Source organism: Trinickia acidisoli, assembly GCF_017315725.1.
In the GTDB taxonomy this organism is placed as follows: Bacteria; Pseudomonadota; Gammaproteobacteria; order Burkholderiales; family Burkholderiaceae; genus Trinickia; species Trinickia acidisoli.
Genome location: NZ_JAFLRG010000001.1, coordinates 2006260 through 2026747, shown reverse-complemented (window position 1 = coordinate 2026747; position 20488 = coordinate 2006260). Strand labels below are relative to the sequence as shown.

Genomic DNA, 20488 nt, shown 5'->3' with positions numbered 1-20488 from the left:
AATCGGCGGGTCAGGAATCGTCGTGTTCGACGTAGGCATGTCCCGCATCGAGCGTGTAAGTTGGGAGATAGTCGCTTTCGAGGTTGTGCGTATGCAGATGCTCGCCCTTGGCGACGTCCCGCGTGACATGGCCGATCGGCGCACCGTAGCGCAAGATCTTTGCGCCGGCCGATAAGGCATGTCGCGCCAGTTTGTGTCCCAGCGCGACGGTCGCAGTCAGCACCACCGTGTCTCCTTCGAGCGCGAGTTCCGTGCCGGCGGCGAGCGTCGTCGCGGCGATGACGCAGTTGTCGTCGGGAGACAGCAGTAACAGGCGGTCGTCGAGCGTCATGATTCGTTACTCCTGACTGCCGGCCACGCGTGCGATCATCAGCGAGCCGAGAATGATGGCGCCGTAGATCGCCTGGATCCAAAACGAAGGAACCTGAGCCAACGTCAGCAGGTTTTGCACGACGCCGAGCAGTAGCACGCCCGTGAGCGCGCCGAACATGGTGCCCTTGCCGCCGTCCAGCGAAATGCCGCCTATCACCGCCGCCGCGAATACGGTGAAGATCATGCCGTTGCCTTGGTTGGCGTTGATCGCGCCGACATAGCCGGTCACGACGATCCCGCCGATGGACGCGAGCACGCTGCCCAGCACGAACACGCCCCAAACGACGCGCTCGACGCGAATGCCGGCCGCCCGCGCCGCTTGCGCATTGCCGCCGATCGCATAGAGCGCGCGGCCGATGCGGTGATAGCGCAGCATGAACGCCGCGAACGCGAACGCAGCCGCCGCAAGCCAAACCGACAACGGCAACCCGAGCACGGTGACGGTCGCGAGTGCGAAGAACGACGAGGGCATGTCGAACAGCGTTCCGCCCTTGGTCGCACCGACGAGCATGCCGCGCAACACGATCAGCATCGCGAGCGTGACGATGAATGCATTCAAGCGCAGCCGCACGACGAGCAAGCCGTTGATCCAGCCGATCAGCGCTCCGACCGCGACGATGACGGCAAGCCCGGCGAGCGGCGACCACTGCCAGCCGAAGCCCGCCGAGGTTGCGGGCATGACGATCATGGCGCCGAGCGCGGGCGCGAAACCCACGGTCGATTCGAGCGAAAGATCGAACTTGCCGACGATGATGATCAACGACTCGGCGAGCACGACGAGCGCGAGCGCGGCCGATGCGCCGAGCACGCTGATGAGATTGGCGCGCGTCAAAAAGCTCGGGCTGACCCAAGCGCCGACGAGCACGAGCAGCGCAAGCGCGGGCAAGAGCGCCAAATCGCGCCAACGCGCCACGTCGATACGCAGGCCACGGGTGCCGCCGCTACCCGCGGCGACAAATCCGGCCGCACGCGCCTGCGGCGCCGGGCTCGACAAACTAGGCTTCATTGAGGTCGACTCCTTCGATCGATGCGATCAATTCGTGATCGGCCCATCCGGCCGCGTATTCTTTGACGATGTGGCCACGAAACATGACGAGCACGCGATCGCAGCCGCGCAAGTCGTCGAGCTCGCCGCTCGCGACGATAACGGCACGCCCGGCCTGACGCGCGCGGTCGGCCATTGCGAGCAGCGCTTCTTTCGACTTGACGTCGACGCCGGCGGTCGGATCGATGAGCACGAGCACGCGCGGATCGGTCGCGAGGGCGCGCGCCATCACGACCTTTTGCTGATTGCCGCCCGAGAGCCCCGAAACGGGCGTGAGCGGCCCAGGCGCGACGATGCCGAGCGCGTCGATCGCCTCGCGCGCGAGCCGGGCTTTGGCCGAAGGCCGCACGAGCCCGAACGATGCGAGCTTGCGCACGAGCGTCATCGTCGCGTTCTCCGCGATCGACTGCGTCAGGACGAGCCCCTCGCGATGCCGATCCTTCGGCACGCAGCCGACGCCGGCATCGAGCGCCGCGGGCACATCGCCGTAGGGCAGCACCCTGCTCTCGCCGCTCTGCCCGCCGTCGCCCGCGGAAACGCGCACGGCACCCGCGAGCGGCCGACGCAAGCCGGCGATCGCTTCGGCGACACTCGTGCGCCCGCTGCTCGTCGCCCCCGCCAAACCGACGACCTCGCCGCGCCGAACGCAGAACGAGACGTCGTCGAAATCCTCGCCGGAAAGTGCGGCGACATCGAGCGCGAGCGGCGCGTCGACGAGCGGTGCCCGGGACAATGCGTCCGCGCTCGCCACCCCGCCGGCCTCGCCCGTCATCGCCTCGATCAGCGCGTCGCGCGGTAACCGCTCGACGCGCGCGGTCAAGATGCGGCGCGCATCGCGCAGCACGGTGACGGCTTGGCAAATCTCGTAGACCTCTTGCAGATGATGCGAGATGAAGAGGAACGTCACGCCTTCGCGCTGCAACTCCTCGATCCGACCGAAGAGCCGCTTGATCTCGTCGCCGTCGAGCTGTGCGGTAGGTTCGTCGAGAATGATGAAGCGCGCACCGTGCGAAAGCGCCCGCGCGATTTCGACGAGCTGGCGCGCCTCGACGCCCAGATCGCCGCAGCGCGCATCCTCGCGCACGTCGATGCGCCAATGGTCGAGCAGTGCACGCGCTTCGCGGCGCATGGCCCGCCAGTCGATGAGACCGCCCCGCAACGGCTGCCGATTGACGAACAGATTCTCGGCAACGCTGAGGTCGGCAATGACGGTCGAATGCTGATAAACGCAAGCGACGCGCTCGCGCCAAGCGTCGCGATCGGCGATCGGCGGCGCGCTTTCGCCGCCGAAGCGGATCTCGCCCTGATCGGGCTTGCGCAAACCCGTAAGCAGCGAAACGAGCGTCGATTTACCGGCGCCGTTGCGGCCAACGAGCGCATGCGATTCGCCCGGCATCACGCGCAGATCGACGCCGGCAAGCGCCATCGTCGAGCCGAAGCGCTTGATGGCGCCCCGTACCTCGACGACAGGCGTCGCCGCGCGCTGCGTCGTTTCGCTAAAGAAAGGAACGGCTCCCATGTCGGCTCGTGTCAATCAATGGTTCGATGGCCGGTGTGCTCACGCTCGCGACGAGATCATGAAAGGACCGCGTCGCGAGCATGGCGTCGTCGCAATCACTTCAGCGTGTTGCCCCAAAGATTCTTGTCGTCGACGTTCGCCTTCGTGACGAGCGGCGCCGGCAGTTGGTCTTCGAGAACCCCGGGCGCGAGCTGGACGATCGTGCTGCCGTGATCTGTCGGGCCCGGCTTGAAGGTCTTGCCCTCGAGCGTTTCCTTCATATACCAAAGGCCGTACTTCGCGTAGCTGTCGGCCGGTTGCGAGACGGTCGCATCGATCTCGCCCTTGCGGATCGCGTCGAACTCCTGCGGAATGCCGTCGTTGCTGACGATGACGATATGTTTCGGATTACCCGCCGGGAACAACATGTGTTTGCGGCGCAGCGTCTGCAGCGTCGGCGCCAGATACACGCCGCCCGCCTGCATATAGATGCCCTTGAGGTCCGGGTTCGCCGTCAAGAGGCTGTCGAGCGCGGATGCGGCGACGTCGCCCTTCCAGGCAGCTGGAATCTCGAGCACTTGCAGCTTCGGGTAATGGCTCTTGATGCACGAGCGGAATGCCTCGGACCGATCGCGTCCGTTGACCGAAGCGAGATCGCCCATGATCTGCACGACCTTGCCGGCCGGCACGTGGTCACCGATATACATGCAGGCTTTCTCGCCGTAGGCACGATTGTCCGCCCGCACGACCATCGCCACCTTGCCTTGCGTCGGCGCGACGTCGACGGCCACGACCGGCACGTTCTTGGCCGAGGCCGCGTCGAGCGCGCGGCTGATCGCCGCGGAATCGAGCGGCCCCGTGACGATGCCTTTGACGCCTTGATTGAGCAGATTGTTGATGTCGGTGATCTGCTGAGCCGGATCGCCGTTGGAATTGACGGGCGCGAGCATGTCGAGGCCGAACTGCTTGGCGTACTGCGGCAGATAGTTGTTGTACGCCTGCCAGAACGGCGAAGTGAGCAACGGCAAATTGGCGCCGACCACGTCGCTCGCGGCGCGGGCCGCCGGCGCCATGATGCCGGTCAGACCGATTAGGCCGATCGCGCCGAGCGCGGCACCAAGCGTCCCGCCGAAGCGAGCCCGGGCACGGCGACGCCCGGATGCGGACAGTGGCGCCGGCGATGCGCGCCGCGCGGATGCCCGCGTGCGCGGCGATACGAAACGAATTGCACGAACTGCCCACTGCCCGGCGGCTGCCGGTTCGATGCTCGATGTCATAGTCGTCTCCTGGCCCGAATCGGCACCCGGCCGGCGGCGGGAGCGGCGCGCGAACGCCGGTTCCCGTCTCCAGCGGAGCACTTGCTTGGGCTCCGTTGTTTAGCGGTGATGCGTCGGCAAGACGCAACGGGATGCACTGCTCTGTCCCGATCTTATGGCCCGCTCTGCGGGGGCTTGGTTATGCTGCGGGTTTCGACTGCGGTTTCACTGCGGAGGCGACCCAGTGCGTCGCGCCCAATCATGTCAATCCGCATGCGGTGAATCGATGCGAACATTCATGGATGAACATATTATTCATATACGGATGATCGGACGTCAAGCACGACGCTCGCCCGTGTTTTCCCTTAGTCCCTTGCTCTGAGGTCGCACTGCCAGTGAAACCCGCCAAGCCATCCCCCGCGAACGACACGGCCCCGGAGGGTCAAATCGACGAAGCCGAGCGCTATCGAGCGCCCGCGCTCGACAAAGGGCTCGACATCCTCGAACTGCTCTCCGAGCAGAAGGACGGGCTCACGCGTGCCGAAATCATGAAAGCGCTCGGACGCAACGCCAGCGAGATCTACCGGATGCTCGAGCGGCTCGTCGCGCGGCAGTACGCCGTGCGCTCGGCGGGCGGCGATCGTTATTCCCTGAGCCTGAAGCTGTTCGCGCTCGCGCACCGCCATCCCCCGATGAACCGCTTCATCTCCGAAGCACTGCCCGTCATGCAGTCTTTCGCCGAAGAGGCCGAGCAGTCGTGCCATCTGACCGTCTACGATCGCGGCAACCTGCTAGTGATCGCGCAAGTCGACGGCCCTGGCACGTGGGGGCTGTCGATTCGACTCGGCTCGCACGTAGGATTGATCGATACGGCGTCGGGCCAAGTCATGCTCGCGTTCCAGAGCGAAGTCGAGCGGGCGCGCATGCTCGCGGAGCATACGAAGGTAAAAGGCGAAATCGCGCTGGGCGGTGCCGCGCTCACCACGACGTTCGCATCGATCCGCACCGAGGGGCATCTACGCAAGGACAGCGCGCAAACGTTCGGCGTCACCGACGTGACATTCCCGATCCTCGGGCCGTCGGGTCACGCGATCGCGGTGTTGACCACGCCTTACATGCGACGTATCGACGAATACGTCGCCCCCTCGCTCGAGCAAGTGAGCACGCTGCTCGCCGCGGCCGCGCGCGCGCTCTCGATGCACGAGGTGAACTAGCCGCACGCGCTTGCCGCGGCAACGCGCGCGTGCCGAGGACATACAATCATCGACATGAAACCAGCCACACCGACCACAGCAACGGACCTCGACGCCACGGGCGTCGCCCCCATCGATCTGTTCGACCTGACCCCCACTTCGCTCTGGCTCGAGGATTACAGCCGCCTGCGCGATCTGTTCGACACCTGGCGCGCACAAGGCGTGACCGACCTGCGCGCGTTCCTCGAGGCGGACACGGCCCGCGTCACGCAATGCTCGGCCTGCATCCGCGTGCTCAAAGTCAATCGCCGCACGCTCGCCATGTACGGCGCGCGCGACTTCGATGAACTATCGGCGCGCCTTGGCGACGTGCTGCGCGACGACATGCTCGAGGCGCACATCGAGGAACTCGAGCAGATGTGGTCGGGCCGCCTCACGTTCGAGAGCAAGAGCGTGAACTACAGGCTCGACGGCCGGCGTCTCGACATCCTGCTCAAAGGCGTGATCCTGCCCGGGCACAAAGCGGCGTGGGACCGTGTGCTCGTCGCCATCGACGACATCACCGATCTCGAAGACACTCGCCGGCGCGCAGCCGCGAGCCAGCAGTATGCGCAGGGCCTATTCGAGCACGCCCCGGTCTCGCTATGGATCGAGGATTTTCGCCGCATCAAGGCGCTCATCGACGAAGTGCGCGAGCGCGGCATCACCGACTTCCGTACGTTCACGGATGTCCATCCCGAGTTCGTCGAGCGCTGCATGGCCGAGATCGTGGTGCTCGACGTCAACCGCTATACGATCGATCTGTTCAAAGCGGACGACAAAGCGGCGCTGCTCGGCCGCTTGCCCGAAGTCTTTCGCGACGACATGCGCCAGCACTTCCGGGAGCAGTTGATCGACTTGTGGGAAGCGCGTCTGTTCCAGCAACGTGAAGTGCTCAACTATTCGCTCGACGGGAGCGAGGTCCACCTGCATCTGCAGTTCTCCGTGTTCCCGGGACACGAACTCGAATGGGACCTCGTGCTGCTCGCATTGACCGACATCACGGCCCGCAAAAAAGCCGAAGCGTACCTCGAGTACCTCGGCAAGCACGACGTGCTGACGAAGTTGAAAAACCGCTCGTTCTACGTCGATGAACTGAACCGGCTGGAGCGCAAGGGCCCCTTCCCCGTCAGCGCGATCATCGTCGACTTGAACGATCTGAAAACGGTCAACGACCAGCTCGGGCATGCGGCCGGCGATGCGCTGCTGCGACGCGCGGGCGAAGTGCTCGCCAAGGCGATCCAAAAGCCCTATCAAGCCGCGCGCATCGGCGGCGATGAATTCGCCGTGCTGCTGCCCGGAGCGAACGAGCGCGAAACGGAAGTCGTCGCCGAAAGCATCCGGCAGATCATCGAGCTGAACAATCAGTTCTATTCGGGGCCGACGTTGAGCTTCTCGATGGGCTGCGCAACGTGCGACCGCGGCGAGCGGATCGAAGACATGCTGCGCGATGCCGATGCGGCGATGTATGAAGATAAGCGTCGCCATCACGCACCGGAAACGCCCAAAGCCTGACCGTCGGGGCGAAGCACAAAGCACTTGACTATCTATCTACTAGTAGATAAAGTAAACGGCATGGAAACGACGAAGACGGTGCGCGAACAGATCGTGCATCATGCGATCACACTGATGATGCTGCGCGGCTACAACGGATTCAGTTATCGGGATCTGTCGGAGCTGATTGGCGTGAAGACGTCGAGCATTCACTACTACTTCCCGTCGAAAGACGATTTGGTGCTTGAAGCCGTCCACGCGTATGTGCAGGAAGTGCAAAGCGCCGTTCAAACGATCGATGCCATGTTATCGGCCGAGGGCAAGCTTGCGAAATTCGCGAAGATGTTCGGCCGTACGCTCGGCGATGGCAATCATATTTGCCTGTGCGGCATGCTCGCCGCCGACATCGGAACGTTGCCCGAACCCGTTCGTCTTGCCGTGCAAGGTTTTTTCAAAACGAACGAGAGCTGGCTTGCGAAGGTATTCGCCGACGGCGCGCGCGACGGCACGATCGCTGCGTCGCATGCCAAGCCTGAGCAGGCCGCGCGCGTGTTCTTCGCAGCGTTGCAGGGCGCCGGGTTGACGAGCCGCCTATTTCGCTCGAAAAACCGGCTCGACGAAGTCGAAGCGTCGTTCAAGTTGTCGAAGTAACGTAGTCCAGGCAGGTACCAAGCGGTACCGGGGCGTCTTCCGCGCCCTTTTGATGGGTCTTTTTATCTATCTTCTAATAGATAGAGTAAACAGGCCATTGTTGCAATCGAGCAGCGTGAAGCATCCTGCAGTTTTGTGCGAATGGCCTATCTTCTACCGGGTAGGCCGACCAAACCCCAACCTTGAATCACCGATAGGAGCCACATCATGTCGATCGAAAAAGTTCTCTACCGTGCCCATGCCCGCGCGACGGGCGGTCGCGACGGACGCGCGGTTGTTCCCGACAGCGGTCTCGACCTGCGTTTGACCACGCCCCGAGAACTCGGCGGTGCGGGCGGCGAAGGCGCGAACCCCGAGCAATTGTTCGCGGCCGGCTATAGCGCCTGCTTTATCGGGGCGATCAAGTTCGTCGCGGCGCGCGACAAAATCGCGTTGCCGCAGGACGTGTCGATCGACGGCAGTGTCGGTATCGGCGCCATCCCGAACGGTTTCGGCATCGAAGTCGAACTCAAGATCTCGCTGCCTGGTATGGACCGCGCAGCAGCACAAGCGCTGGTCGAGAAGGCGCACGTCGTCTGTCCGTACTCGAATGCGACTCGCAACAACATCGACGTGAAGCTGACGCTCGTTTAAGGCAGTCGACGTAAAAGAGCCCAGGCCGCAACGGCCTGGGCAAATACCACCGGGAACCCCAGCGGCTCGGAGAAGTTCGACAACGAATGGCATCGCAACGTCACGATCGATGCCAGCGCGAGGGGCGATGTGCATTACGCGCATCGCCCGATCGTCTACCATTCGTTCGCCAATGCTTAGTTATGCTGATAGACGGGCGGCGAGTACGTGCTGACTGCGCTGTCGGTCGCCGCGCTACCCGATTGCGACGCGCCTTGGACAGCCGGCCCGTAGCCGCTCGTATTGCTTTGTGCGGCGCCTTCTTGCGCGCTGACGCGCTGCTCCGCGGCTTGGATGTTTTCCGGATAGTGGAGCCAGTCGAGCGGGTTGTAGCCGGCTTGTTCGAGACGAACCAGATCGGCACGCACTTGCGCGCGCGTGACGGGTTGATTCGACTGCGCAAACGCAGCGACAGGGGCGACAAGAGCGACGGCAACTGCGATTTGCTTGATGAGCGCGTTCATGATGACAACCTCCGAATACTGTTTGAAGGGGCTGCGAACACCGCGGTGTGCAGCAGGTGAAGGCAGTGTAGGCTTAGGGTCTTCCCGGATAAATATGCGATTTCAGAATTCATTGGTGCGGTACGCACAACAATCGGCAGCAATAGGTGACGATCGGCGATGCAGTGGCGGCGAGCGCCGCGCCGCCGGTTGGCTGACAATCGGCATGCAATAAAAAAACGATACGGAGGGAGCGCTTGATGGATCGCTTCTTTGCAATGAAGGTGTTTTCGCGCGTCGTCGAATCGCGCAGCTTCGTCAAAGCGGCTGAATCGCTGCAACTGGCCGCGCCGCAGGTGTCACGCACCGTGCAAGCGCTCGAGGCGCACTTGGGCGCGCGACTGCTCAATCGCACGACACGCAGCATCAGCGTCACGGACGACGGCGAGGCTTACTATCAGCGCTGCATTCGCGTGCTGGCCGAAGTCGACGAGATGGAGGCCGAACTCACGCACGCCAAGCTCAATCCGAAGGGACGGCTGAAGGTGAACCTGCCGGTGCTGGTCGCCAAGATGATCGTCATTCCCGCCCTGCCCGATTTCTTCGAACGCTATCCCGACATCGAGATCGAGATGGGCTTGAGCGATCGCCAAGTCGACATCGTCGAGGAAGGCGTCGACTGCGTGATTCGTACCGGTGAGCTCGAGGATTCGGGCCTCGTGGCGCGGCGCATCGGCAACATGCGGCGCATCACGTGCGCCTCGCCCGCCTATCTCGAGAAATATGGCGAACCCAAGACGATCGCCGATTTGCACGACCATATCGGCGTCAACTACGTCTCGAGCAATACGGGGCGCGTGCGCGGCTGGGATTACGTCGTGAACGGCATCGTCGAAACAGTCGATATGCGCGGCCTGATCGCCGTCAACGATGTCGATGCCTATATCTCATGCGGCCTGCACGGCCTCGGGCTGCTCAAAAGCGCCGTCTATCCGATTGCGCCCTACCTCGCAACCGGCGAACTGCGCGAGATCTTGAAGGACTACGGCTCGCCGCTACGCCCGATTTCGATCATGTATGCGCGCAACCGCCACTTGCCGCGCAAGGTGCGCGTGTTTGCCGATTGGATCGCGGAAGTATTTGCGCGCGAGCCGTTGATGCAGACGGCAAGCGGCGCACCGGCGAGTGTCGATGCGAAAGTCGCATAGCACTTGGGCGAAGAACAAAAAATCGATTGTCTTGCTGGAAGCGTCTTGCAGGAAAAAAAGAGCCGGTGCGACAGGGTGGAGGAGTTGACACACCGGCCTCTTCAATCTGAAGAGCTAAAGAGGTACTGCAGTGATTCGCTGGAACGTTGTGCCTTCGATTACTTCGAAGCCGCTCAGAACGAAGTCATGATGCCCGCGAAGATACCTTCCTGGCTGTGGCCGTAGTTCGGATTGCCGTTCGACGACGTATTGGTCGCCGGGTCGTAGTTGTTGTTCCCGTAGGAGCTGTCGGCCATGGCGAGATTCGACGTCGAGCTGTTGCGGATATAACCGGCTTCCGTATACAGGAAGGTGCGCTTGGACAGGTTGTAGGTAGCCGCAAGCGTGAACAGCGTCGCGTTGCCGTTGCCGTTGTTCGCGTTCGCGTGGTAGACCGCCGCCGTCAGCGTGGTCGCGACGTTTGCCTGCCATGCTGCGCCAAACCACTCGTGATTCACCGCGGTCGGCGCGGCGACGCCGATCGGTTGCGTCCCCGGCGTCACACCCACGCTCGCGTCAGTCGCGTTCGGCGCGCTCAGGTGCTGATAGCCCGCATAGAAACGCACGGGCCCGAATACGAGGGTGCCGCCGGCGAGCAGCGAGCGCGAATGGTTATAGACGTCGTTGAACGTACCGTCCGCCCCGCGCACTTCATCGTAAATCACGCGGAAATCGCCCATCCCATACGTGTAGACACCTTCGATACCGTCGGTGCGTCCTTGACCCGTGGCGCTGGTGGCCTGATTCCAATTCGTATTGTTGGTGAGGTCGTATTGGCCCCTGAACGACAGACCTGACCAATTCGGCGTCTGATATTCGAAGCCGTTGGCAGCACTCGCCCAGTTGCGCCCGCGCACCAGCGACGAGATCCCGTAACGCTGCATCACCTGCGGATCGGTGCCCCAGCTATCCTGCGAAACTTCGCCGGCGCCAAGGTTGCCGAGCTTGAACGTACCGTACTTCGGGTTGGTGAGCCCGATGGTCGCATGGCGGCTGAACAGGTTGCCTTCCTGTTGGCCGTTCTGCGTGTCGACCTGACTCTCCAATTGGAAGACGGCCTGAGTTCCGCCGCCGAGGTCTTCGGCGCCTCGCAGGCCCCACCATGAGCAACCCCAATCGCCGCTTTCCGCGCTGAATACGTGGCCGCCCGGAACGCCACTCTCGTACTGAACACCGTTATCGATTCGCCCGTACAACGTGACGCTGCTCTGAGCATGTGCTGCCGTTACGGCCATGGCCATTAGCGACAGCGCAATTACCTTCTCCTTCATCATTCCTCCGATCTCTTTCAATTGGTCTCACACCGCTTTTTCGAGCTTTCTTATGAAGGCTCATTTGCAGCAGTCGAGTGAAATGCTCTTTGCACATTTCGATGCGATGATAGGTACGCAAAGCGCGCGAGTAGATAAGGGAAAGCGCCGCAATAGAAGTGATTGCAAGCGCTTTCAACATGAAGTAGCTCGTGTTTTATGGTCATGAACATATGGTCATATCGCTTTCTATTTCAAATCGATTGGTTGACCGTCGTTCACGCTTTTCTTGAATATGCGAGAATGAAGCGCACATCCCGCCGCACGAGAAAAAAAAGAAATTGCCAAGGCGTTGCGTAAATGCGACGACGCTTGGCAAGCGAAAAGAAAGTAGCTCGATGCCGGGCCGGTTGTCCGTTGCGGACACCGTTATTCCGCACCCGTTCGTGCGGTCACAAGGTGAGTTCCGTGCGCATCGACTTTGGTGGAACCTACTTCGAGGTTGCGCTGGAGGATCGGGCGCCGGAATGCTCGAGAGCCTACCGTTTGCCTATAAGGAGGTACGATGAAAACCGCTTTCGCTTCCACTCTCGCACTAGCCGTTTCTTGCTCGATCATGCCCGCGGCACACGCCGAGAGCGGCGATCTCGTCCGCCAGGTGTACCGTGCCGCGGCGCATGATGGCGTCGGCCTGTCTCACGTGTTCGTATTGGCGCGGGGTGGGGATATCACACTCGTCGGATGGGTACCCGAGAGCGAGCAGGTGCCGCTGGCCGAGAAATCGGCAATGGGCGTGCAAGGCGTCACGTCAGTCAATAACTTGCTCACCCGCGGCCATTGAGGCAGGGCTGCAAAGTCGAAAGGCCGGATTGCCGCCAGGGCGTCCGGCCTTACTGATTTTCGATAGCCCGGTCGAGTAAGAACTACCAGACCGTCTCCACGTGCGCCAGGGCACGCAATCTGGCATCCGGCGTCACCAGCCTCGTGCCGAACGTGCGAGCCGTCGCAACGATCAACCTCCGTTCGCAAGACAGCTCCCGGGAAAGGGCCGCGGCCTTGAAAGCGATCTCAAGATCCACGGGCACGATCCTCACGTACTCGACGGAAACGATGATCGACAACCAACTTCGAGCATCCATGGAAAGCGCCAAACGGCCGTCGTCGACGAGTTGGATGACCTCGAGGGCGCTGATCATCGAAACGAGCATCTCCCCGCCGTCCTGCTCATGAGCGATGGCGGCGCGGGCAATCGGAGTCAGGGCTTTGTCGTCACTCAACCAATAGATCAGCGCCAGTGTATCGACGGCAATCATCGGGAGTCCTGTGGGTCCGGAATGCTCTCTGAAACGCCCTTTATATCGAAATGCACAATCGATGCACGCAGCACTTCCAGCGGATCCTTGCGCTTGCTTCGATAAGGCCGGATTTCAATGGCGGGATGCCCGCGATCGGTCACCACGACGCTTTCCCCGAGCATTTCCACATGCCGGAACAACTCACACGCCCGCGCCTTGAACGCGGACTTAGACACCCTCTTTTCCATTGCTAGTCTCCACCCACAGGAACCGACCTACTCGTTATTTGAGCCGGACGGCATTAACGCCGCCGTACGGTCTGTCTACGGCATACGTCAACCCACCGCTGCCATCTGATGCTCCGCGTGTGCAAATGCGATCGTCTTGCCCTGTGAGTCGAACAGGATGGCTGCCGATACGGTGAGCGCAAGTCCAATCTGCGAGCCGACGACCAGGTTCGTCGCACTGCCGTCGACTCTCACGGCAACGCTCTGATCCAAGCCGTGCACCTGTGCGTGCAGGATCGATACATCGCCCAAATGCTCGACCAATTCCACGATTGCACCGATACCCTGCCCCGCGGGAGTGAGCGTCAGATTCTCCGGCCGTATGCCCAAGGTCACTTCTGTCCCGATGTCACATTCGGCCCGCCCTTCCAACGTGATGCGCTCACCGCACGCAGCCAGTTCGACGACGGCCTGCGTATGGCTTTGAGACACCAGCCGGCCCGGCAGTAGATTCATCTTCGGCGAGCCCAGAAAGCTGCCGACAAAAAGATTCGCGGGCCTTGCATACAGATCGAGCGGAGCGCCGATCTGCTCGATGCCGCCTTTGTTGAAAACGACGATCTTCTGCCCCAGCGTCATCGCTTCCACCTGGTCGTGCGTCACGTAGATCATCGTCGTGCCGAGTTCGCGATGCAGCTTCGCCAACTCGATCCGCGTCTGCACACGCAACGATGCGTCGAGATTCGACAAAGGCTCGTCGAATAGAAAAATGCGCGGCTTGCGCACGATGGCTCTGCCGATCGCCACGCGTTGTCGCTGCCCGCCCGATAACGCCTTGGGTTTGCGATCGAGCAGATGCGTGATCTGCAGGATCTCGGCCGCACGTCCCACCGCCTGCCCGATCTCCGCTTTCCCCGCCCCGGACAACTTCAGCGAGAAACCCATGTTTTCCGCCACGGTCATATGGGGATAGAGCGCGTAGCTTTGGAACACCATCGAAATGCCGCGATCCCTGGGTTGAAGATCGTTGACGCGCACACCGTCGATGAGCACGTCGCCCGCGCTCACCGATTCGAGCCCGGCGATCATTCGCAGCATGGTCGACTTTCCACATCCAGATGGGCCGACGAAAGCGGTAAACTGGCCGTCCGGCACGTGCAGATCGACACCATGTATCACCCGCGGCCCGTCTCCATACGTCTTTTCAACATTGCGCAATACAAGCTCGCCCATCTGTTCGTTCTCCTCGTCTTCCTCTCGCGCATCTTGCAAGACACGCTTTGCCTTTCTCCATGACGGGCCGCGGCTACGGCCCTCATCAACGCCTCGGTCCTCGCCGAGACGAAGCGCCGATACTCAGCTCACGTTTCCATCGTGTTTGCTCGAAGGGCATGCCGCGCAATGGCGTCCCTGTACCACAAAGCGCTGTCTTTGAGCGTGCGTTGCTGGGTCGCGTAGTCCACGTGCACCATGCCGAAACGCTTGTCATAGCCCGACGCCCACTCGAAGTTGTCCATCAGACTCCACGCGAAATATCCAGCGACATCGACACCTTGTTTGACGGCATCGGCGAGCGCGGCGAGATGCCTGTCGTAGAACTCGATACGGTCGTCGTCTTGAACTTGGCCGTTTTCCAATACGTCTTTTGTCGCGCAACCGTTCTCAGTGATGAAAATCGGCGGCAGGTCGTAGTCCGCGTTCAGTTGGGTCAGTAGTTCGGTCAGGCCTTGCGGATAGACTTCCCAGTCCATATCCGTGAAGCCGAACTCGCCCGGAGGCCGCTTCGGGCCCGAGGCGCTGGCATAGATGCGGGTGTAATAGTTGATCCCAAGGAAATCCATCGGCGTACCGATGATGTCGAAGTCGCCATCGCGAATCACGTCTTGAGGACCATTGTCGCCATACCATTGCAACGCTTCGTTCGGGTACCTGCCCTTGAAGAGCGGATCCATATACCAGCGCACGAACTTCGCGTACTCGAGCGACGCGGCGGCTTGATCCTCAGGCGAATCCGTCGCGCCGTGCGCGGGGGACTGGTTGAGTACGATTCCAAGCGGTGCCGTCACGCCATCGGCGCGCAGCGCCTGCAAAGCGAGCCCATGCGAGAGCAGCAGATGGTGGGCAACGTGCGCCGCTTTCTTCAGGCTTTCGTTGCCGGGCGCGAAATAGCCAGTGGCGTTGCCGAGCCAGGCGGTGCACCACGGCTCATTGTGCGTCGCGATCGACGCGACCCGATCGCCGAATACGCGGCCGATCTTGCGTGCGTACTCCACGAAGCGATACGCCGTATCGCGGCTTTCCCAGCCTTGCTGGGTCTGCTGCAACGTGAGTGGGAGATCCCAGTGATAGAGGGTTGCGAAGGGCTGCATACCGCGTTTGAGCAAACCGTCGACGAGCCGTTCGTAGAATGCGAGCCCCTTCTCGTTGAACGCGCCCTTGCCATCGGGTTGAATTCGCGGCCACGCGATCGAGAAACGATAGGCCTTGATGCCGAGGTCGGCCATCAGGTCGAGATCCTCCTCGAGTCGATGATAGTGATCGCAGGCCACGTCGCCGCTTTCGCCATTCACCACCTTGCCGGGAATCCGGCAAAACTCATCCCAGATCGACTCGCCGCGGCCGTCGGCGCGAGCGGCACCTTCGATCTGATAGGCACTGGTGGCAACGCCCCAAACAAAATCATCACTGAATTTATATTTATTCATTGAATTGGTAGTTCCAAGTTATTCAATCAAATGAGCGAAATCAGTTGACCCGGGCACAAAACGTCATGCCTTCACGGCGCCTGCGGTCATGCCGTCGATCAAACGGCGTGACGTGAAAGCAAACAAGACGAGCAGCGGTAACACGGCCACAGCCGAACCCGCCATTACCGCTCCCCAGTCGGAGTTGGTCGGACTCTGGAGAATCCGCAGTGCGAGCGGCAAGGTGTACATCGAGGGCGAGCGCAGCACCACGAGCGCGGAAAGAAAGTTATTCCACGCCTGGATGAAACTGATTAGCCCCAACGTTCCCAATGCGGGCCCGAGCAGCGGCAGCACGACGGTCCAATAGATGCGCAACTCACTGCAACCGTCGATGCGAGCCGCCTCGACGAGTTCGATCGGAATCGCGCTGGCGATGTATTGCCGCATCAGGAACACGCCGAGCGCGGCAGCCGCCCCGGGGACGTAAAGCGCACGCGGCTCATTGATCCAGCCCAGCAGATTCATGGTCATGAACGTCGGAATCATGCTGAGAAACGGCGGAATGAGCATGCCGGTGAGTGCGACTGCGAACAGCGCCTTCTTAAAGCGGAACTCGTACATCGCAAACGCATAGCCCGCCATCGACGTCACGAGCAAGGTCAGGAGCGTTTGCAATATCGAGGTATAGAAGCTCCAACCTAGATTTCGCCAAAACGGAATATGACGGACCAGCGACGCCATGTTGTCCAGAAATGCATGGCCGAACCAAAGGGGCGGCGGCATCGAAAATATTTCGGAGCTGCTGTGCGTGGCGAACACGAACATGAAGTAGAACGGCGAGAACATCAGCACCGCGCCCGCGGAGACGATTGCATAGCCGAGGTAACGCGCTCGGTTGCGTGAACGGATCATCATTGCCCGGTCTCCTTCATGCCGCTGCGATTGAAGATGCGCGTGTTGACCCACATGAGTCCGGTGATGGCGACGAACAGCAGCCATGCGATCGAACTCGCCGTTCCGAAATCACCGTCGTGAAATGCCGTGCGATACATATAGACGGCCGTGGTGAGGCCCGACTGATCGGTTCCCATCCCCTCGTTGGGCAAAAGAATGAACGGCTCTTCGAACAGTTGCAGCCCGCCGATGATGGATAGCGTGACGGCGAGGTAGATCATCGGCTTCAGTAGCGGAAGGACGACCAATCTGAATTGCTGCCAAGCATTCGCGCCATCGATCTTCGCCGCTTCGTAGAGTTCGCCGGGAATGGTCTGGAGCGCGGACAAATACAGCACCGTATTCCACCCGACATAACGCCAGAAAACGACGATCGAAACGGCGGGCTTGATGTTCGCGGCATCGGTCAGCCATTCGATGCGATGACTCGGCAAGATCCAGTGCAGCCCCGGCAGTTTGGCGACTTCGGCGATCGCGAGATTGATCATGCCGTAATCGGTCGAGTACAACGACGAGAAGATCAGCGCGATGGCCACGCTCGACGTGATGAACGGCAGAAAGTACAGGCCGACGACAAAATTGCGCCAGCGGCGAAAACAGGTTTGCAGAAAGAACGCCAGCGGCAGCGCGATCAGATGCTGCGGCAGTCCCGACGCGAGCGCCATGTACGCTGTGTTGTACAGCGACTTCCAAAACCAGCGATCGGTTAGCGTAAAAGTGAAATTCGACAGGCCCACCCACTTCATGCCCGCGAGCCCCGAGGTCGCATCCCAACTATGAAACGCTAGAAATAGCGAAAACAGCAGCGGGAAGGCAATAAACGTGGCGAACAGCAGAAAGAACGGCGCCAGGAAGAGATACGGAGCGACCTTCAACGGGTCCGAGAACAACCGCCGCCGGCTGGCCGTGGGCAACGCAGGCGCCGTACTGGACTCCGGCACGGTCGCATCGGATTGGGACATCAAGCGATTCATCAACGGCTCCAACCACACTGGCGCGGTCGGCCTGATACGCCGGCCGCGCGGTTTCCTCATTGAGTGGCGCACCCGGTGCGCCACCATCCTCAACGGCGGATGCGATGCACGATCTCGTCCTGGGCTTCCTTCAGCGCGGTGGGAATGTCTTCGTTGTCGTCCACCACCCTATCGAGCGCCGAGTGGACCGCTTCTTCCGCCACTTGGTCATACTTGTTGCGCGGAATAGACGGGATGTGCGCTGCGGCATCGCGCCAGATCACGCGCGCTTTTTCGCCACCGAGAAACGCCACCGGCTGAGCGAAGAAGTCGGACTTCTGCGCCGACAAGAGCGCCGGGAAAGCGTCGATCGACTTGAACGAATTGAGCTGCATGTCTTGCCGGGTCGTCATGAACTTGATGAACTCCCAGGAAAGCGCCTTCTGTTTAGCCTTGGTCGGGATCGAATAGAACGTACCGCCAAAGGAGGCATACGCCCCATCGGGCAGATTGGTCGCACGCCACAGTCCCTTCGTGTCCGGTGCGAGCCAACTCGCAAGATGGCCGCCGAGCCACGCGCCCATCATTTGGGTCGCGATGGTGCCCCGCTTGAATGCTTCCGACCAATCGTTCGTCCACGGCGTGATCTTCGCGTCCAGGCCCAGATTGCGCGTCTTCTTTGCAAGTTCGAAGGCTTTGACGAAGCGTGGCGTGGTGACTTCCGGATTGCCCGCGTTGTCAAAGTACAAACCCTCGCCATCCTTGAGGTTGGCGCGGACATAGATGTCTTCGATATCGCGCGCCGAGGCCAGCAAATAGGCACCCGTCGCCTGCTTGATCTTCTGTCCGGCCGCCAGATAAGAGTCCCAGGAGCGCGTCAGGTCGGCTTCGCTCACGCCGGCTTTATCGAGAATGTCCTTTCGATAGAAGAGCGTTCCCGGGCCGATGTCCGAAGGCATGCCGACGATCGCCCCATCTTGCGTCGTGGCCTGCGCGAAGGTGTAATGGATGAAGTCGCTCTTGTATTGGCCCGCGTTGTAGGGCGGCTTCGAAAGATCCTCGAGGCCGCCGCCTGCTGCAAAGCGGCCGATGTAGCCCACCTCCACCGCCATGACGTCAGGCAAATCCGAGCCCGTCGCGAGCGCAGTCAGCATGGCGTTGTGGTGATCGCCGATCTCGTGTGCCGACACCTCGATGTCGACGTCGGGGTGAAGCTTCTTCCAGGCGGGCAATGCATCCTTGATTGCCTGATCGAGCTTCGGATAGACGGCCACCCTCAAGGTCGTGTTGGCATGGGCGCTGATTGCCGCGAATCCCAGCAAAACGGAAGTCGCAAGCACCGAAAAACGAAATTTCATTCACTGTCTCCTGTCGTTTATGAGGTACGTCTGGTTGAGTACACATTTTTCTGAAAGCGCTTTCATAAAATGGCGGCTTTCGGCCATGACGGACTAAACCGTCGCAATAACAACGATCAATCTGCCAATTTTGCTTTGGAGTCGGCGGAGCCTGGTGCGCAAGTGGTCTCCCGCACGATCAGACTCAGCGGAATAGTGCGCACCGTAACGGGCTCCTTGCGAATCAACTGCACGATCATTTCCGCGGCTTGCCGGCCGATTTCATAGATCGGCTGACGCACGGTGGTAAGCGGCGGCGTGGTGTACTGCGAGGTCGGCACGTCGTCGAATCCGACGATCGAAACGTCTTCCGGCACGCGTAGGCCACGCCGATAGAGAACCAAACGTGCTCCGTAAGCCGTTTGATCGTTCGCGCAGAATACCGCCGTAAACGCGACTCGACGCTCAAACAAACGCTCCATGGCCGAGACGCCACCGGGTTCGAGAAAGTCCCCCTGCTCGATACGAACGGCATCGAAACCAATGCCGGCCTCGTCGAGCGCCATCCGGTAACCGACCATCCGCTCGAGCGCATCCGCGTGATCTGTCGGGCCGGCGATAAAAGCGATCTTGCGGTGCCCCTGAGCGATCAGATGTGATGTTGCGTCAAATGCACCGCGAACGTTATCGAGAGGAAACCCGGACAGCGCAGGGTAATACGGGAACGAGCGCCCGAGTACGACCATCGGCGTTTGCCGGGAAAATTCTTCCAGGCAGCTTTCATCGAGCTGCCCATGCAGCGCGATGATGCCGTCGACCCGCCGCGCGATGAGGTCCTCGATACGCGCCCTCTCCTCGTCGATATTCCAGCGACTGCTAACGAAGACCGGCGTGAGTCCGGGCTCATTGAGCGCGTCTTCGACACCGTGAAGCCACTCGGCGTAAAACGGACTCGCAATGGTTTGAGTCAGCACGCCGATGGTGCCGGTCCTGCCGCTGGCGAGACTGCGCGCGAGTGCGTTCGGCTTATATCTGAACTGAACGATGGCCTGCTCAACCGCCTGCCGCTTGGCAGACGAGACTCGTACCGTCCCGTTCAGAATTCGCGATACCGTGCTCGGAGAAACACCGGCGGCGCGCGCGATCTGTTCGAGCGTGACGTTGGGCGGGGTTGGATCGTTAGTCGTCATGGTGCGCAAGCTTATCGATTGTGAAAGCGCTTTCAAACAGGGGAAAACCCTTGAGCATGATACGAGAAAGGCTCGACACCGGACGATGCCCATATCTCATCGCGCCCCCGTGTCGTTTCACTGCGCTAACGCGGATTGCATGGCTACCGCGATATCCTTGGCCACCGACGAGAGTGCCCGACTATGTGCGTTGACCAGCGCGTCGTATCCAGGCTCGCTCACGGCCTCGTGTACGACAGCGTGTCCGTCAAGGACGTTGCCTTTTGGCGAACGCACCGACCAGATCGCCGCCAGCGTCACCGCCCCGCTTGTCGGTGAATCAAAACGCTGTACGTCGACGCTGACTCGATAGCCGTTGTCACTCGCCCGCTGCGGATAGACCGACACGACCGAACCGGGCATGAGTTGCATGAGGTCCGCCGCCAGCGTGCGCGCGATCTGACTCTTCAGCGGATCGGCCCAGCGAGCGAATTCGTCTATGGATACACGGTTCGCGTCGATCGTAGACACGATTTGCGGTCGATCGACAAGCTCCGGAACCGTAACCGGACCCATCGCAATCGCAATCGGCTCTATACCGGGCCGCGGTTCGGCGATTTGAACGGCACTCAGCGTATAGAACCTGGAGGCCGGCGACGTCGAGCACCCCACGAAAAAGGTCGACACGATCATTGCCGAAGCGAAC

General features: G+C 61.1%; 21 protein-coding genes. 6 read left to right on the top strand and 15 right to left on the bottom strand.

Annotation, left to right across the window (positions count from 1 at the left end; genetic code table 11):
- Window positions 1–10 precede the first annotated feature (10 nt).
- The 4 genes from J3485_RS09305 to J3485_RS09290 form a co-directional block, all read right to left on the bottom strand.
- The gene (locus tag J3485_RS09305; RefSeq protein WP_206952194.1) at window positions 11–331 is read right to left on the bottom strand and encodes a UxaA family hydrolase; all 321 of its coding nucleotides are present in this window, start codon (window positions 329–331) and stop codon (window positions 11–13) included.
- A gap of 6 nt (window positions 332–337) precedes the next feature.
- On the bottom strand, window positions 338–1378 hold the full coding sequence (locus J3485_RS09300; RefSeq protein WP_206952193.1) for an ABC transporter permease: 1041 nt from the start codon (window positions 1376–1378) through the stop codon (window positions 338–340).
- Window positions 1368–2936, bottom strand: a complete 1569-nt coding sequence (locus J3485_RS09295; RefSeq protein ID WP_206952192.1) for a sugar ABC transporter ATP-binding protein — start codon at window positions 2934–2936, stop codon at window positions 1368–1370. The genes J3485_RS09300 and J3485_RS09295 overlap by 11 nt, the downstream gene beginning before the upstream one ends.
- A 95-nt stretch (window positions 2937–3031) precedes the next feature.
- Window positions 3032–3988 carry a sugar ABC transporter substrate-binding protein gene (locus J3485_RS09290; protein WP_206955733.1) on the bottom strand — a complete coding sequence of 319 codons (957 nt, stop codon included), beginning with the start codon at window positions 3986–3988 and terminating at the stop codon, window positions 3032–3034.
- Between the two features lie 578 nt (window positions 3989–4566).
- Between J3485_RS09290 and J3485_RS09285 the strand changes: the two genes are divergently transcribed.
- The 4 genes from J3485_RS09285 (at window position 4567) to J3485_RS09270 (ending at window position 8181) form a co-directional block, all read left to right on the top strand.
- Window positions 4567–5385, top strand: coding sequence for an IclR family transcriptional regulator (locus J3485_RS09285; RefSeq protein ID WP_206952191.1), 819 nt, complete (start codon window positions 4567–4569; stop codon window positions 5383–5385).
- A 54-nt stretch (window positions 5386–5439) separates the two neighbouring features.
- A complete protein-coding gene (locus J3485_RS09280) occupies window positions 5440–6918 on the top strand; it encodes a sensor domain-containing diguanylate cyclase (RefSeq protein WP_206952190.1) in 1479 nt (492 codons plus the stop codon).
- Between the two features lie 60 nt (window positions 6919–6978).
- Window positions 6979–7548 carry a TetR/AcrR family transcriptional regulator gene (locus tag J3485_RS09275; RefSeq protein WP_206952189.1) on the top strand — a complete coding sequence of 190 codons (570 nt, stop codon included), beginning with the start codon at window positions 6979–6981 and terminating at the stop codon, window positions 7546–7548.
- A gap of 207 nt (window positions 7549–7755) precedes the next feature.
- Window positions 7756–8181 carry an organic hydroperoxide resistance protein gene (locus J3485_RS09270; protein ID WP_206952188.1) on the top strand — a complete coding sequence of 142 codons (426 nt, stop codon included), beginning with the start codon at window positions 7756–7758 and terminating at the stop codon, window positions 8179–8181.
- Between the two features lie 176 nt (window positions 8182–8357).
- Here the strand turns inward: J3485_RS09270 and J3485_RS09265 are convergent, their stop codons facing one another.
- A complete protein-coding gene (locus J3485_RS09265; protein ID WP_206952187.1) occupies window positions 8358–8684 on the bottom strand; it encodes a DUF4148 domain-containing protein in 327 nt (108 codons plus the stop codon).
- Window positions 8685–8923: 239 nt separating this feature from the next.
- On the opposite strand from J3485_RS09265, the gene J3485_RS09260 reads away from it, so the two are divergent.
- Complete coding sequence (locus J3485_RS09260; protein ID WP_206952186.1) at window positions 8924–9871, top strand: LysR family transcriptional regulator; 948 nt, start codon at window positions 8924–8926, stop codon at window positions 9869–9871.
- Between the two features lie 173 nt (window positions 9872–10044).
- On the opposite strand, the gene J3485_RS09255 is transcribed toward J3485_RS09260, so the two are convergent.
- Complete coding sequence (locus J3485_RS09255) at window positions 10045–11181, bottom strand: porin (RefSeq protein WP_206952185.1); 1137 nt, start codon at window positions 11179–11181, stop codon at window positions 10045–10047.
- A 544-nt stretch (window positions 11182–11725) separates the two neighbouring features.
- On the opposite strand from J3485_RS09255, the gene J3485_RS09250 reads away from it, so the two are divergent.
- On the top strand, window positions 11726–12001 hold the full coding sequence (locus J3485_RS09250; protein WP_206952184.1) for a BON domain-containing protein: 276 nt from the start codon (window positions 11726–11728) through the stop codon (window positions 11999–12001).
- A gap of 82 nt (window positions 12002–12083) precedes the next feature.
- On the opposite strand, the gene J3485_RS09245 is transcribed toward J3485_RS09250, so the two are convergent.
- From J3485_RS09245 to J3485_RS09205, 9 genes are all read right to left on the bottom strand, one after another.
- A complete protein-coding gene (locus J3485_RS09245; RefSeq protein ID WP_206952183.1) occupies window positions 12084–12473 on the bottom strand; it encodes a type II toxin-antitoxin system VapC family toxin in 390 nt (129 codons plus the stop codon).
- Window positions 12470–12703, bottom strand: coding sequence for a type II toxin-antitoxin system Phd/YefM family antitoxin (locus tag J3485_RS09240; protein WP_206952182.1), 234 nt, complete (start codon window positions 12701–12703; stop codon window positions 12470–12472). Before J3485_RS09240 ends, J3485_RS09245 begins: the two co-directional genes overlap by 4 nt.
- Window positions 12704–12790: 87 nt before the next feature.
- A complete protein-coding gene (locus tag J3485_RS09235; RefSeq protein ID WP_206952181.1) occupies window positions 12791–13915 on the bottom strand; it encodes an ABC transporter ATP-binding protein in 1125 nt (374 codons plus the stop codon).
- A gap of 128 nt (window positions 13916–14043) precedes the next feature.
- A complete protein-coding gene (locus J3485_RS09230; protein ID WP_206952180.1) occupies window positions 14044–15387 on the bottom strand; it encodes a GH1 family beta-glucosidase in 1344 nt (447 codons plus the stop codon).
- A gap of 63 nt (window positions 15388–15450) precedes the next feature.
- Window positions 15451–16284 (bottom strand): carbohydrate ABC transporter permease, encoded by an 834-nt coding sequence (locus J3485_RS09225; protein WP_242538531.1) that lies wholly within the window; start codon window positions 16282–16284, stop codon window positions 15451–15453.
- On the bottom strand, window positions 16281–17297 hold the full coding sequence (locus J3485_RS09220) for a carbohydrate ABC transporter permease (protein ID WP_206952179.1): 1017 nt from the start codon (window positions 17295–17297) through the stop codon (window positions 16281–16283). Before J3485_RS09220 ends, J3485_RS09225 begins: the two co-directional genes overlap by 4 nt.
- A gap of 89 nt (window positions 17298–17386) precedes the next feature.
- Window positions 17387–18634, bottom strand: a complete 1248-nt coding sequence (locus J3485_RS09215; protein ID WP_206952178.1) for an ABC transporter substrate-binding protein — start codon at window positions 18632–18634, stop codon at window positions 17387–17389.
- Between the two features lie 116 nt (window positions 18635–18750).
- Window positions 18751–19803 carry a LacI family DNA-binding transcriptional regulator gene (locus tag J3485_RS09210; RefSeq protein WP_206955731.1) on the bottom strand — a complete coding sequence of 351 codons (1053 nt, stop codon included), beginning with the start codon at window positions 19801–19803 and terminating at the stop codon, window positions 18751–18753.
- A 117-nt stretch (window positions 19804–19920) separates the two neighbouring features.
- Window positions 19921–20475, bottom strand: coding sequence for a PqiC family protein (locus tag J3485_RS09205; RefSeq protein WP_242538530.1), 555 nt, complete (start codon window positions 20473–20475; stop codon window positions 19921–19923).
- Window positions 20476–20488 lie beyond the last annotated feature (13 nt).